The 13,850-nt window shown below is 39.0% G+C and carries 14 protein-coding genes; 5 read left to right on the top strand and 9 right to left on the bottom strand.

Features of this window, described 5'->3' with window-relative positions:
* Positions 1–77: 77 nt before the first annotated feature.
* The 8 genes from K8F54_RS01480 to K8F54_RS01445 all read right to left on the bottom strand — a co-directional run bounded on the left by K8F54_RS01480 (position 78) and on the right by K8F54_RS01445 (position 7,416).
* Complete coding sequence (locus K8F54_RS01480) at positions 78–491, bottom strand: nuclear transport factor 2 family protein (protein WP_290786048.1); 414 nt, start codon at positions 489–491, stop codon at positions 78–80.
* Complete coding sequence (locus K8F54_RS01475; RefSeq protein WP_290786045.1) at positions 488–1,426, bottom strand: UDP-3-O-(3-hydroxymyristoyl)glucosamine N-acyltransferase; 939 nt, start codon at positions 1,424–1,426, stop codon at positions 488–490. Before K8F54_RS01475 ends, K8F54_RS01480 begins: the two co-directional genes overlap by 4 nt.
* Positions 1,427–1,491: 65 nt before the next feature.
* Entirely contained in the window at positions 1,492–2,256 is a 765-nt protein-coding gene (locus K8F54_RS01470; protein ID WP_290786042.1) for a class I SAM-dependent methyltransferase, read from the bottom strand.
* Positions 2,257–2,263: 7 nt separating this feature from the next.
* Positions 2,264–2,830, bottom strand: a complete 567-nt coding sequence (efp, locus tag K8F54_RS01465) for an elongation factor P (RefSeq protein WP_290786039.1) — start codon at positions 2,828–2,830, stop codon at positions 2,264–2,266.
* 30 nt (positions 2,831–2,860) lie between these two features.
* A complete protein-coding gene (gene lpxA, locus K8F54_RS01460; RefSeq protein WP_290786035.1) occupies positions 2,861–3,646 on the bottom strand; it encodes an acyl-ACP--UDP-N-acetylglucosamine O-acyltransferase in 786 nt (261 codons plus the stop codon).
* A complete protein-coding gene (locus tag K8F54_RS01455; RefSeq protein ID WP_290786032.1) occupies positions 3,643–5,052 on the bottom strand; it encodes a bifunctional UDP-3-O-[3-hydroxymyristoyl] N-acetylglucosamine deacetylase/3-hydroxyacyl-ACP dehydratase in 1,410 nt (469 codons plus the stop codon). The genes lpxA and K8F54_RS01455 overlap by 4 nt, the downstream gene beginning before the upstream one ends.
* Positions 5,045–6,070: a UDP-3-O-(3-hydroxymyristoyl)glucosamine N-acyltransferase gene (gene lpxD, locus K8F54_RS01450; RefSeq protein ID WP_290786029.1), complete on the bottom strand. Its 1,026-nt coding sequence runs from the start codon at positions 6,068–6,070 to the stop codon at positions 5,045–5,047. Before lpxD ends, K8F54_RS01455 begins: the two co-directional genes overlap by 8 nt.
* Before the next feature lie 116 nt (positions 6,071–6,186).
* Entirely contained in the window at positions 6,187–7,416 is a 1,230-nt protein-coding gene (locus tag K8F54_RS01445) for an HD domain-containing protein (RefSeq protein ID WP_290786026.1), read from the bottom strand.
* A gap of 118 nt (positions 7,417–7,534) precedes the next feature.
* Here K8F54_RS01445 and K8F54_RS01440 point away from each other — a divergent pair, with 118 nt between their 5' ends.
* The 5 genes from K8F54_RS01440 to K8F54_RS01420 all read left to right on the top strand — a co-directional run bounded on the left by K8F54_RS01440 (position 7,535) and on the right by K8F54_RS01420 (position 12,033).
* On the top strand, positions 7,535–9,085 hold the full coding sequence (locus tag K8F54_RS01440) for a bifunctional response regulator/alkaline phosphatase family protein (RefSeq protein WP_290786023.1): 1,551 nt from the start codon (positions 7,535–7,537) through the stop codon (positions 9,083–9,085).
* Between the two features lie 91 nt (positions 9,086–9,176).
* Positions 9,177–9,590, top strand: a complete 414-nt coding sequence (tsaE, locus tag K8F54_RS01435) for a tRNA (adenosine(37)-N6)-threonylcarbamoyltransferase complex ATPase subunit type 1 TsaE (protein ID WP_290786020.1) — start codon at positions 9,177–9,179, stop codon at positions 9,588–9,590.
* A 264-nt stretch (positions 9,591–9,854) separates the two neighbouring features.
* Entirely contained in the window at positions 9,855–10,382 is a 528-nt protein-coding gene (locus K8F54_RS01430; RefSeq protein ID WP_290786017.1) for a hypothetical protein, read from the top strand.
* A gap of 62 nt (positions 10,383–10,444) precedes the next feature.
* Positions 10,445–11,644 carry an alanine dehydrogenase gene (locus tag K8F54_RS01425; RefSeq protein ID WP_290786014.1) on the top strand — a complete coding sequence of 400 codons (1,200 nt, stop codon included), beginning with the start codon at positions 10,445–10,447 and terminating at the stop codon, positions 11,642–11,644.
* A gap of 8 nt (positions 11,645–11,652) precedes the next feature.
* The gene (locus K8F54_RS01420; protein ID WP_290786011.1) at positions 11,653–12,033 is read left to right on the top strand and encodes a hypothetical protein; all 381 of its coding nucleotides are present in this window, start codon (positions 11,653–11,655) and stop codon (positions 12,031–12,033) included.
* Here K8F54_RS01420 and K8F54_RS01415 read toward each other — a convergent pair.
* The gene (locus K8F54_RS01415; RefSeq protein ID WP_290786008.1) at positions 12,030–13,775 is read right to left on the bottom strand and encodes a helix-turn-helix domain-containing protein; all 1,746 of its coding nucleotides are present in this window, start codon (positions 13,773–13,775) and stop codon (positions 12,030–12,032) included. The two genes, K8F54_RS01420 and K8F54_RS01415, sit on opposite strands and share 4 nt — an antisense overlap.
* Positions 13,776–13,850: the final 75 nt, after the last annotated feature.

Below are 13,850 nucleotides of genomic sequence, written 5' to 3'. Positions count from 1 at the left end.
AATAATGAATTTTGCCTCAATCTACGCGTTGAAAGACCGGGCAAATATAGCCTTTTTAGGGAAGCTTTTAAAAGAAATTACACTTTAACCTTGTGGTAAGACTCCGTCGTATCGTCTTTGTCGGTCACCGGCTGACTCACTTGATATCCGCGGTACATTTTTCCATCCTTAACCTCCCAAATTGCTATGAAGTGGGCAATTCCTAGTTCTTCATCGGGGTTTTCAATGGTACGGATATAGTACTTGTATCGGATCGTCACATGATTGTCGTCTGCCAATAAATGACTTACTTCGATACGAAGATCATAGTAGGTGCGTCGTACTTCGGTAAAAAACTTCACTATATCATCGAAGTTCATAATGGTAAGTCCGTTCGCACTGTTCCAAATAAGCACTAACTCCGGGTGGAAATGTGTATTTAAAACGGTAGGGTCTTTTAGAATATCGGAGCGGTAAAAGCTTCGCACCACCTCCTTTGCTTTATTTTTCATTGTATTTTATCCAATTTATCTATAATATCGGGAATCAACCTAATAGAGGCTAATTCTTTGTATTTCTTTCTGAATTCGTCGGCTGGCGTACCAAAATACGATTTATGACCGGGTAATGACTTGCTTACACCACTTTGAGCCGATATGATCGCCTTCTCCCCGATTGTAATTCCGCTGGTAATTCCAACTTGTCCCCAAATGGTTACAAAGTCTTCAATAAGTACACAGCCGGCAATACCCACCTGTGATGCAATTAAACAACGTCTCCCTATCACCGTGTCATGTCCAACATGAACCTGGTTATCCAGTTTGGTGCCTTCTCCAATAATTGTGGAAGCACTTACGCCTTTATCGATAGTACATAGGGCCCCTATGTCTACATCATCCATAACCACTACATTACCTCCACTGAGTAATTTATCGAATTTTTCGGGTCGGTTCTTATAGTAAAAGGCATCCGCCCCCAAAACAGTACCACCGTGAATGGTAACATTATTACCTATTACTGTATGGTCGTAAATACATACATTGGAATGAATGGTACAATTATCCCCTATTTTTACGTGATTACCCACAAAAGCGTTGGGTTGAATTACTGTATTCTCACCAATGATCGCCGATTCGGAAATAATTGCCGTAGCCTGTTTAAACGGTCTAAAATAATTGGTAAGTGTATTAAAATCCCGGAAGGGATCGTCCGATACTAGCAAGGCTTTACCCGCTGGGCATGTTACTTCTTTATTGATCAATATTACCGTGGCCTGAGATTGTAAGGCTTTGTCGTAATATTTCGGGTGATCAACAAATACAATATCTCCCGGTTGTACCACATGAATTTCATTCATACCCAAAACAGGGAAACTGGCATCCCCAACATAATCACAATTAAGTATGGAAGCAATTTCTTCTAGGGTTTGGGGGTATGCAAATTTCATATTTTAAATATATTACTTATAATCTGAAACTATTATAGATGCCTCAAAAATTTTAAAGTATAAAGCTACCTCTTTTTTCCATAAATGATAACTCGGGCGAATAAAAAATGTAGCAAGGGAATTTTAGAGAAAAAAACATCCAAATTATACCCCAGGCGATTGATCCAATTGTCGTAGTTCTTGTCCCCGTAAATCTTGAGAGCAAGAAATCCGAATCCCACAGTAAAGAAATCGAAGAAGTAATGATCGAAGGTGAATTTACTTCGAATTAGTTTAAAATCCTTTGTTACCAAGGCGTGTTCATCGGGAGTTCGCTCCTTCTTGTTTAACTTCCGATATATTTTATACAGAGGATTCATATTTAAAGGCTCTGTAAATAAAATATACCCTCCCGGCCTTAATACGCGATGAATATGCCCTATGGATTTCTCAATATCAAGATGATGCAGAATGGCACCTCCGTAGACAATATCAAACGATTCGTCGGGGAAGGTTAGGTTGTTGGCATCCATAAGATGAAAATCGATTGGAAAAGGAAGGTCTTTCGCATTCACAGCCCCTTTTTCCAATTCAACTTTCGAAATATTGATGCAGGTTATCTTCTTTGGAACTACCTTATTTTTGATCCATCCAATCCAGGAATGAGAGCCAATTTCAAGCAGTTCTTTGTCCTTAAAAGTTGCTACTTTTTCATTTAAAATCTTGGCTTCCCGCTTATAAGAGTAATAAAAGGCATGGCGTCGCAGCTTTTTTATCTTTCTGCGGTCCAGTTTGTTTTCATCCCAATATTCGGCTTCGGTTTTCGCAATCTCCTCTATACTCCTCTTCATGCAGCCCTTACTCTTTCATACGTTCCTGATACTGTCCCTTTTCGGTATCGATACGTATTTTATCCCCTTCATTGATAAAAAGCGGTACGTTTACTTCGGCTCCGGTTTCTACTTTCGCAGGTTTCGTCGCGTTGGTGGCTGTATTTCCTTTCACCCCGGGATCGGTAGAAATCACTTCCAAAATAACATGCGCCGGCATTTCAACAGACAAAGGTGCATTGTCTTCAGCATTAATGATCACCGTTACAATTTCACCCTCCTTCATCAATTCGGGCGTGTCTAAGGCTTCTTTTAATAAACGGATTTGAGTGTAATCTTCCGTATTCATGAAGTGATACATTTCTCCCTCGTTGTACAAATACTGAAATTTATGTGTCTCAACACGAACATCTTCAATCTTGTGACCTGCCGAAAAGGTATTGTCAATCACCTTGCCGGATGTTACACTTTTTAATTTTGTTCTTACAAAGGCAGGTCCTTTCCCCGGTTTTACATGTAAAAACTCGATAATCTTATAAATATCGTTGTTGTACCGAATGCACAACCCTTTTCTAATATCTGAACTTGTAGCCATATATATTTTTACTATTTTTTCTGAAATGAATTAATTTGAACTGAAGTAGCCCTTCATAATCCCTCTTTTTGAGTTTTTAATAAACTGAAGGATCTCGTCGCGTTCGGGGGTTGCTTCCATTTCGGCTTCAATAATTTCAGCCGCTTGGGTATTGTTGTAGTTTTTCTGATATAATATTCTGTAAATATTCTGAATCTCGCGAATTTTTTCAGGTGTAAATCCTCTTCTCCGAAGCCCAATAGAATTAATTCCAACATACGACAATGGCTCGCGAGCTGCTTTAACAAAAGGCGGTACATCTTTCCGAACCAAGGATCCACCGGTTACAAAGGCGTGATTTCCTATCATACAAAATTGATGTACAGCGGTCATTCCCGCTAAAATCACATAATCCCCTACGGTGATATGTCCGGCCAGCGTACTATTGTTGGAAAAAATACAATTATCCCCTACAAAACAATCATGAGCAATATGGCAATACGCCATAATTAGACAATTATTTCCAATAACTGTTTTCCCTCGATCTACGGTACCTCTGTTCACCGTAACGTACTCACGAATGGTCGTATTATCTCCTATTTCGGCGGTCGTTTCTTCGTCTTGAAATTTTAGATCCTGCGGAATCGCCGAAATAACAGCACCCGGAAATATATTACAGTTTTTTCCAATTCGGGCACCTTCCATGATGGTTACATTCGAACCAATCCAAGTTCCCTCGCCAATAACCACATTGTTATGAATGGTCGTAAATGGCTCAATTACTACGTTTTTTGCAATTTTAGCGCCCGGATGGACGTATGCTAGTGGTTGATTCATTCGGTATTTTTTGTTTTAACAATTTGCGCCATGAGTTCGGCTTCTGTAACAAGTTTGTTATTGGCGTAAGCATTTCCTTGCATATGTACAATCCCACGACGAATAGGCGTTATCAATTCCAACACAAAAACCAAAGTGTCACCCGGATTCACTTGCTGCTTGAACTTAACATTGTTGATCTTCATAAAGAACGTAAGATAATTCTCCGGATCTGGCACCGTACTAAGAGCCAAAATCCCTCCTGTCTGCGCCATAGCCTCTACTATGAGTACTCCGGGCATGACCGGAGCGCCGGGAAAGTGACCCACAAAGAAAGGTTCATTCATGGTCACGTTCTTAAGACCCACTACATGAGAATCGGATAATTCCAAAATCTTGTCGACCAATAAAAAGGGAGGTCTGTGAGGCAACATATCCATGATTTGGATAACATCCTTTACAGGTGGTAGCGATAGATCGAATTGTGGAATTTTATTCCGACTTTCAATCTTAATAATTTTCGAAAGTTTTTTTGCGAATTGTGTATTGACATAATGCCCGGGTTTATTGGCAATTACTTTTCCACGGATACGCGTACCAACCAGTGCTAAATCGCCTACAACGTCCAGAAGCTTGTGTCTTGCTGCTTCATTGGGGTAATGCAAGGTAAGATTATCGAGAATTCCATTTGGTTTTACCGAAATTTTATCCTTGCCAAAAGCCTCACGTAGTTTCGCCATGGTTTTTGGAGACAGCTCTTTGTCTACATAGACTATCGCATTGTTTAGGTCACCTCCTTTTATTAGTCCGTGTTCCAATAACATTTCAATTTCATGCAAAAAACTGAAGGTGCGTGCATCGGCGATTTCATCTTTAAAATCGGATATACGTGTTAAGGAGGCATTTTGAGTTCCCAAGACTTTGGTGCCAAAATCGACCATGGTTGTGACTTGGTACTCATCGGCTGGAATAACCGTAATTTCACTACCCGATTCTTCGTCTAAATAGGAAATTACCTCTTTAACAATGTATTCCTCTCTTGGCACATCTTGCTCTACTATTCCCGCTTTCTGTATGGCTTCTACAAAGAATTTGGACGAACCATCCATAATGGGTGGCTCGGAGGCATTGAGTTCAATAAGACAATTGTCTACTTCCATACCAACCAAAGCCGCAAGAACATGCTCCGAAGTTTGGATCTTAACGCCCAATTTTTCAAGGTTGGTTCCTCTTTGCGTGTTTACTACATAATTGGCATCGGCCTCAATCACCGGGCTTCCCTCTAGATCGACACGAACAAATGCGTATCCCGTATTTTCAGGTGCCGGCTTAAAAGTAATAGTCACCTGCTTTCCCGTATGTAATCCAACCCCGGTAAGCGACACCTCTTTCCTTATTGTGCGTTGTTTCACCATACTATCACTCATTATTATTATTTTTTTCAAAAATATTAAATCGTTCTATAATTTTTGGAAGGTTTTTAAAGTGTACATAACTCTTGTTGAAATCGCCATAATTTAGAGCCGGAGAACCTTGCAATGTCTCATTGTCCTTGACATTCCTGCCAATTCCACTTTGGGCTTGTATACGAACATTGTCACCAATAATAATATGCCCCACAATCCCAACCTGGCCTCCAATCATACAATTCTTTCCTATTTTAGTAGATCCGGCAATGCCGGTTTGTGCTGCTATCACTGTGTTTTCTCCAATTTCTACATTATGTGCTATCTGAATCTGATTGTCCAATTTAACACCTCTGCGAATAACCGTCGAGCCTAAAGTTGCTCGGTCAATCGTGGTTCCGGCACCAATATCTACATAATCTTCGAGAACCACATTCCCTGTTTGGGGCACCTTGGTGAATTCCCCCTTTTCATTCGGTGTAAAACCGAAACCATCGGCGCCTAAAATCACACCACTATGAATGACACAATGATTACCAATAATACTTTCAGAATATATTTTGGCTCCTGCAAATACAACTACATTATCTCCCAACGCGACATTATCACCAATATACGCGTTCGGATAAATTTTTACATTGTTACCTATGCGCACATTTTCTCCCACATAGGCAAAGGCACCTATATACACATTGTCACCATACGAAGCCGTTTCTGAAACAAAAACTGGCTGTTCGATACCTGTCTTGTTCATCTTTACCTGATTGTAATATTCCAACAACTGTGAAAATGCCTTATAAGCATTCTCTACGCGTATCAAGGTTGTTGATATGGAATTTTCAGCAATAAAATCTTTATCGACTATGGTGATAGAGGCTTCCGTAGAATAAATATAATGTGTGTACTTAGGATTGGCTAAAAAGGTCAAACTCCCTTCGGTACCTTCCTCGATCTTTGCAAGCTTCGACACTTCAACATCACCATTACCTTCTACTTCACCTTGTAAGATCCCTGCTATTTGGGTTGCTGTAAATTTCATTAAAAGATTTATTTCTTTTTAGAACATCCAATCGAGTACTATATAAACATATAAACTAAAAAGCAGAATCTGTTTAATGCCTCTTTTGCATACTTGCAAAAATAGAAAAAAAAGGATTAGTATGTTGGCTTTGGATAACAGAGATAATATTTGACTACGGTTTTTGAAAGTGCCTTTAGGTTCAATTGATCGCTGGCACTGGCAACATCAACCAGTTTCCCATTCTTGGTCAGCAAGAAAATTGCGTCCTTATCCATCCGGTATGCCAAGTTTTCAATGATTCCATCGAACACAAAATAGGAAGCTTCTTCCATACTTAGCTGGTGTTTTTTTCTGAAAGATTCTCGTTTCTCTGTAAGTTGCACTTCCGAAAAAGGGGTTTCCCGCACTTTTATCTTTAACAATTCTCTGTTTAATAGCATTTCTGAAAGGTTCCGAAGCACAAAATCTTCATGCGCTGTCCAGGACTTCATGGCCGAAATAATATCGTAATCGTCCAATTTTGAAAAACGGTTTAGTATTTCAGAATTAAATTTATCGAGACTTATGGAATGCTTCAGAAAAAAAGATAATGCCGTGCTTGCGTGGAGCTGTATTCCTTGCTGGCTAAGCGCTTTTGCACGCCGAAGCAAATTCATAAGCAACCGCTCGGCAACTATGCCCGTCTTGTGTAAATACACCTGCCAGTACATAAATCGCCTGGCAATGATAAACTTTTCAACAGAATATACACCCTTTTCCTCAACTACGAGACGATCATCGTATACATTGAGCATGGTTATAAGGCGCTGTGAATTCACCGTTCCCTCTTGAACACCCGTATAAAAACTATCCCTTCGCAGATAATCCAATCGATCCATGTCCAATTGACCAGAAATAAGCTGATGCATGAATTTCCTGTCGTATTCATTTTTAAAAATGGAGATCGCCAGCGAAAGCCTGCCCTTGAATTCTTTGTTTAAAAGTTCCATGAACAACAATGAAATATGTTCGTGGCTCACTTCTTCAACAATACTGTGTTCCATGGCATGCGAAAACGGACCATGCCCAATATCGTGTAGCAAAATTGCGACACAGAGCGCTTCCTCTTCCTCTTCAGAAATTGTTACCCCTTTCATGCCAAGCACTTGAATGGCTCGCTGCATCAAGAACATCGCTCCCAATGCATGCTGAAATCTAGTGTGGTGTGCTCCGGGATACACCAGGTACGACATCCCCATTTGTGAGATCCGCCGTAGCCGCTGAAAATAGGGATGTTCAATTAATTTGAATAAGAACGGGTTGGGTATGGTAATAAAACCATAGATGGGGTCGTTTATAATCTTGAGTTTGCTTTTGTAATCCAAACTTTAACTTTTAATTAATAGTGACTTCTATTTAAAAGGGACACTTCGGAATTAAATTTGATAATCTAAAATTTACAATCCTTCAGCATAATTGCAACAATAAAACAAATATACATATATGAGCGACATTAAAGTACTTTGGGTAGACGATGAAATTGATTTATTAAAACCACATATCATCTTCCTTGAAAATAAGAACTACAAAGTAACAACCGCCCAAAGTGGTACAGAAGCGCTTGTAGAAATAAAGAATCAGAATTTCGATATCGTATTCCTGGATGAGAATATGCCCGGACTTACAGGACTCGAGACCTTGGCCGAAATAAAAGAGTATCGCGCCACACTTCCGGTTGTAATGATTACCAAAAGTGAAGAGGAATATATTATGGAAGAGGCCATTGGATCAAAAATTGCCGACTATCTTATAAAACCTGTGAATCCGCATCAAATATTATTAAGTCTGAAGAAGAATTTGGACCTATCTCGTTTGGTTTCAGAAAAGACAACTTCCAATTACCAGCAGGAATTCAGAAAGATTGCCATGGACATGTCCATGATCAACACCTATGAAGGTTGGGCCGAATTGTATCAGAAGTTGGTGTATTGGGAACTTGAGTTGGAAGGGATAGAAGATTCCGGAATGTTTGAAATTTTAGAATCTCAAAAGACCGAAGCGAATAATCAATTTTGCAAATTTATAGATAAAAATTATCCCTCTTGGTTTGAGAATAACGCCGATGCACCAACCATGTCCCATAACTTATTTCGGGATAAAGTGGTACCCCAGCTTAAAAACAGCGAGCGAACACTACTTGTAGTAATTGACAATTTGCGCTACGACCAGTGGAAGGCATTCGAACCCTTTTTGAGCAGTATTTACAAAAAAACAAATGAAGAATTGTTTTATAGTATTTTACCCACGGCTACGCAATACGCTCGAAATGCCATATTTTCGGGGCTTATGCCAAGTGAGATGGAAAAGTTGCATCCGGAGTATTGGCTAAATGACACCGAAGATGGCGGTAAGAATATGTATGAGGATAAGTTCTTAGAGGCCCAGCTAAAGCGTTTGGGACTAGATTTGAATTGGAGCTACCATAAGATATCCAGTATAAAGCAGGGTAAACGGTTGGTAGAAAGTTTTAAGAGTCATAAGGACGAAAACCTGATAGCGGTCGTCTACAACTTTGTAGATATGCTCTCTCATGCCAAGACCGAAATGGAAGTGATTAAAGAACTCGCCTCTAATGACAAGTCGTATCGTTCCTTGACGCAGAGTTGGTTTAAGAATTCACCATTGATGGAAATTATTCAACAGGCGGCGCAACTCGGTTTTAAATTGATCATTACGACAGACCATGGCACCATCAACGTTAAAAACCCTTCGAAGGTAATTGGCGACAAGAATACCAGCCTAAACCTGCGCTATAAAACGGGCAAGAGTTTAACCTATGACGACAAGGATGTATTGGCTGCAAAGTCACCTAAGTCCATCCATTTACCAACTATCAATATGAGTAGTTCGTATATTTTTGCCAAAGGCGATTTATTCTTTGCCTATCCTAATAATTACAACCACTATGTTGGTTATTACAGGAATACCTATCAACATGGCGGTGTATCACTCGAAGAAATGATAATTCCCTTTGCGGTACTGGAGCCTAAATAATTTGTAAGTATTCTCTTACATGGGTGCAGATAATCGATATTTTTTGTTAATAATCGGTAAATTAGTTTATATTTGTTCGCAATTCATAAGTATGCAGTTAACATATTCAAAGCAGGAGCTCCCGGAAGTAGCCGGTAAGGTGTTATCCGATATTACGAATAAGACCCTCTTGTTTTATGGAGATATGGGAGTTGGAAAAACCACGCTAATTAAAGAGCTCGCAAAGCTTTTGGGCGTTAAGGAAACAATAAACAGTCCCACCTTCTCTATTGTTAATGAACACAAAACAAATGACGATGTGTTGTATCACTTCGATTTTTATCGCGTGAACAATGAAGAGGAGATTTTGGATCTGGGAATTGAAGATTATATGTCGGCCGGACACTGGAATTTCATTGAATGGCCGCAGAAGGCAGAACGCTTTTTGCCAACAGAAAAAACAACGATTAAACTAACGAAAAACCAAAACGGAAGTCGAACATTAAATATGATGCCAGTGAAATAGATTGCAACGAAATTTCATAAAAACTAAGTCAACTTTTAAATGCTTGCGCCCCAAATTGCAGTACTTTTAAGAGGTATTTATTTGCCAAAAGGCGAACTAATAAAGATACGGAGATCTTAGTTGAAATACTTGTCTTTTTTCGTGTTACGTTTGTATGATAAACCTCACAAAAGACAAATATTATGAAATTAACAAAGTACTTATTAATCGTTGCAATTTTCGGGGCTGGATTATTTATTTCTTGTACTCCTGAAAGCGTAGAAGATGGACAAACACCACAACAAGTCGACAAAACCCTCAAGCCATTACAAAACGGATAGGAAAGCACTCGTTGTTGGTGGGATAGTTGTATTACTAATTGCAATTACACCATTTTTATTTTATTCATATAAGAGTCTCCCTACCACAGAGGTTTGGGAGACATCTCTATTTACCATGAAGACCAGTTTTCCTGACTGGTTATCTTTTGCCTGGTATTTTAATAACAAGGCAATACCTCTTTATTTATTACTTTTATGGTTTTTTACTTGTCGGCATTGGTGGCATTGGATTATTTTGGTGCCTATTGCCATGTATGCCTTCCAAATATGGGGTGTCATTAACGAAAGTAACAATCTTGATGAATTAGAGTTGTATTACTTAGTTCCCCTAATGCTAATCATTGTTCCCGCAGTATATCTTGTACGCGCGAAACTCTTTAACAAAGTAACTGGAAATGATCTTAAATCTTTTGAAAAAGATTTAATGGAAAAAAAATCTACCTTGCAGCAAATCAAAGATTTGTTCCGGTAAACTTTACGGTTTAAAATTTCGAATTAAATACGTAACTTGGCTGTACCAACCAAAATCGTTCCATGGCCAAGTCGATGTCCCCCTTTACCAAAGCACAACTGCTTCCTCAAGAAGAAACTCTTGAAATCACCCGGCAAAAAGGAGAGCTCTTTATTGGCTTGCCAAAGGAGACTTATTTTCAGGAAAAGCGGATTTGCCTTACCCCCGACGCCGTTGGCGCTATCGTGGCGCATGGGCATAGAGTACTTTTGGAAAGTGGTGCAGGTCTTGCTGCCGGTTTTGCAGATACTGATTATAGCGAAGCGGGAGCGCAAATTACAAAGGACACCAAAAAGGTATTTGAATGCCCCATCATTCTAAAAGTGGAACCCCCCACTATTGGTGAAGTCGAACTCATGAAACCCAAGACCGTCATTATATCGGCCTTACAACTTAAAACCCAACAAAAAAGCTATTTTCAGGCCTTGGCCAAAAAGAAGATCACCGCTCTGGCCTTTGAATTTATCAAGGATGAAGATCACAGTTACCCGGTGGTAAAGGCATTGAGCGAAATTGCGGGTACTGCATCGGTCCTTATAGCAGCCGAATTGATGGTGAATGCCGAAAAGGGAAATGGACTCCTCTTTGGAAATATAAGCGGGGTACCCCCTATTGAAGTGGTGGTGATAGGTGCCGGAACCGTTGGACAATTTGCGGTTCGTTCCGCTTTAGGCCTAGGCGCCAATGTAAAGGTGTTTGATAGTTCAATTACCAAACTGCGAAATTTACAAACCAATGTAGGACGACCTTTATACACATCTACCATTCAACCTAAAAACCTGATCAAGGCACTCAGGCGATGCGATGTTGCTATAGGTGCCGTACGCGGGACCAACCGCTCTCCAATAGTGGTACATAAGACCATGGTGGAAAACATGAAGAGAGGTGCCGTGATCATCGATGTGAGTGTTGATATGGGAGGTTGTTTTGAGACTACCGAAATGACTTCGCATGATAAACCAACCCATATTAAGTACGACGTCATTCACTATGGAGTCCCAAACATCCCGGCCAGATACCCAAAAACAGCCTCTATTTCAATTAGTAATATTTTTACACCCTATTTATTGGATATAGCAGAGGGTGGCGGATTGGAAAATGCCATTCGTTTTGACAATGGTTTGCGGAATGGTTTGTACTTTTACCGCGGCATTTTAACCAATAAAGCCGTATCCGATTGGTTTGATATGTCATACAGCGACATTAACCTGCTTATTTTTTAAACACCTACATGAAACTCATTACCCGTATTGCCTACTATTTGGGAGGATTTACAATTGGTCTTTTTCTATTATTCTTTTTTTTGGGCGGAAAAAGAGCCTCTTGTGATTATACCCCAAACGCACGTACCCTCAAAAACATTCGGATCAAGGAACGTATCTTTTCTGAAAATGTATTACAATCACTCTCACAACATAATATGGACACTTCTGCAATTTCAGTCCTCCTTCGCAACGGAGACGTACTGTTCTCTGAAAGTGAAACAAAATTAGATTCCTGCAAACGCTATGTGATTGAAGGAGAAGTGCAAGAAAAATACCTAAAAATAACCGCCGAAAATTGCGAAACCAAAGCAAAAATTATATCGGCGATTATAAAGAATTCCGACTAACTTTTTTGTTTTCGCGCTTCTAATTTCTTTAAATAAAAGGAAGGATAGATGCCAAATTTCTTATAAAAGGCCTTCGAAAAGACCTCTGCCCTGTTAAAACCACATTCGTTGGCAATGGCCTTGATGGTATACTTCCTGAACACCGGATTTTCTGACAATTCTTTTAAAGCGTAATCAAGGCGGAGCTCGTTGATATATTGCGAAAAGTTCTTTTCCTTTTCAAGATTGATGATTCGCGACAGATATCTTGAATTGGTTCCAAACAGCTTGGCCAACTCGTGTAAGTTGATGTCTTGAGAGATATACTCATCACTTTGCTCAAAGACATCCAATTGATCCAATATCTCCTTGATAACCTCCGAGGATATCTCATTTTTCTTTTCAACATTATCCAATACCATCACCGGCTTCGACCCCTGCTCCATCAATAGTTCAAACCGTTTTTTAAACAATTGCTGCCGCTTAAAATAATAGAACAAGCCCGAAAGGCTTAGTATAAAAAGCACGACAGAAGTCCATCCAAACAAATTGGTATTATGATTCTTTTTTGTCAGGTTAGAAATTAAAATTTCCTTTTCTGCCAGGAGTCCAGGTGTTTCAAAATTCTTAATTAAATTTGGATCAAAATATTGATAGTTTCTTATAAAAATACTATCGACTTGTATTAGTTTGTTCAGGTATTTTAATTGCTTCCCAATATTATTATTTTGTTTATAGTAATCTAAAAGATTTTCATATAATACATGTTGATATGGGTGTATTGTGTAATTATTTTTTTCTACCAATGAATCCGCAATTTTTAAATATTGCATACTCATTGAATAATTATTTAATTTTTTATATGAAAGTCCTTTAAAGAAATTAATGTTGACTAATGTTGAAACCTTCTCCTCACCTTTTAATTCTTTAAACAAACTATCGCTTTTCTTAATAGAAGATTCATAGTCGCCTTTATAGTAATCAATCTCCATTGATGCCTCCAAAAACCAGTTTGAAAAAAAACTTCGAGGATTATTAAACTCGCCATTATACGTTTTAAGCAGTTCAACTCCTTTATCAATATTTAGCTTAGCCAAATCCAATTCTTGGAGATTCAAATAACAAAATGCAAAATTTTGCAACGACACCAATTGATATCCAATATATAAATCATCATAATCAATTCCTTCTCTTGATGACAAAACAATACTTTCCAAAAAATCTTGATTTAGAATTATATCATGTCGCTGTTTTTGCATATCTAACGCATCCTTCTTATTGCCCCAAATTGATTTAAAATAAATTAAATTGTCTAAGGCAAACACCTGATGAGTTAGGTTATTATTCTTCTTCGCAGTTTCGTATAGTAGTATGAAATTTTCTGATGTAGATTCCAGATCATTGAGTATGTTAAACTCACAACCTTTAATCATATACCCCAATGCCGGATAAGTAATATGGTCCATATCCTTGGTAAGGGCAATTACACTATCTGCAAACCGGATATTTTTCTCAGGGTGAAAAATACGTGCCAGGCGATCATAGCCACGCGCCATTTTAATGGTGTCTTTTTGCTTTCTCCCTCGGTCTAAATAGACTCTGGCAATGCGTTCCTGCCTGATCGAGTCTGCCCCTACCTCGTTAAAAAGACTTAGCAGCTCTTCGTCTTCTAAGCCGCGCAATTGTTGGTCCGTAAAACCTTGTCCGATAACCACATGGCCGGATAGCATAAACAAAATTACAGATATAATTAAGAGCCTCATACGAAAGGTATTACGACAACTTAAAGTTATTAAAAAAATGAAGGGAATCGATCAGGGGACGGTCGTGTTTCCTGT

The organism is Altibacter sp. (genome assembly GCF_019913785.1).
GTDB lineage: Bacteria > Bacteroidota > Bacteroidia > Flavobacteriales > Flavobacteriaceae > Altibacter.
This window is presented reverse-complemented; position numbering and strand designations above follow the sequence as displayed.

Coding starts and splice junctions, on each gene's coding strand:
- K8F54_RS01480 (WP_290786048.1), bottom strand. CDS start 491: ATGAAAAATAAAGCAAAGGAGGTGGTGCGAAGCTTTTACCGCTCCGAT.
- K8F54_RS01475 (WP_290786045.1), bottom strand. CDS start 1,426: ATGAAATTTGCATACCCCCAAACCCTAGAAGAAATTGCTTCCATACTT.
- K8F54_RS01470 (WP_290786042.1), bottom strand. CDS start 2,256: ATGAAGAGGAGTATAGAGGAGATTGCGAAAACCGAAGCCGAATATTGG.
- efp (WP_290786039.1), bottom strand. CDS start 2,830: ATGGCTACAAGTTCAGATATTAGAAAAGGGTTGTGCATTCGGTACAAC.
- lpxA (WP_290786035.1), bottom strand. CDS start 3,646: ATGAATCAACCACTAGCATACGTCCATCCGGGCGCTAAAATTGCAAAA.
- K8F54_RS01455 (WP_290786032.1), bottom strand. CDS start 5,052: ATGAGTGATAGTATGGTGAAACAACGCACAATAAGGAAAGAGGTGTCG.
- lpxD (WP_290786029.1), bottom strand. CDS start 6,070: ATGAAATTTACAGCAACCCAAATAGCAGGGATCTTACAAGGTGAAGTA.
- K8F54_RS01440 (WP_290786023.1), top strand. CDS start 7,535: ATGAGCGACATTAAAGTACTTTGGGTAGACGATGAAATTGATTTATTA.
- tsaE (WP_290786020.1), top strand. CDS start 9,177: ATGCAGTTAACATATTCAAAGCAGGAGCTCCCGGAAGTAGCCGGTAAG.
- K8F54_RS01430 (WP_290786017.1), top strand. CDS start 9,855: ATGGACAAACACCACAACAAGTCGACAAAACCCTCAAGCCATTACAAA.
- K8F54_RS01425 (WP_290786014.1), top strand. CDS start 10,445: ATGGCCAAGTCGATGTCCCCCTTTACCAAAGCACAACTGCTTCCTCAA.
- K8F54_RS01420 (WP_290786011.1), top strand. CDS start 11,653: ATGAAACTCATTACCCGTATTGCCTACTATTTGGGAGGATTTACAATT.
- K8F54_RS01415 (WP_290786008.1), bottom strand. CDS start 13,775: ATGAGGCTCTTAATTATATCTGTAATTTTGTTTATGCTATCCGGCCAT.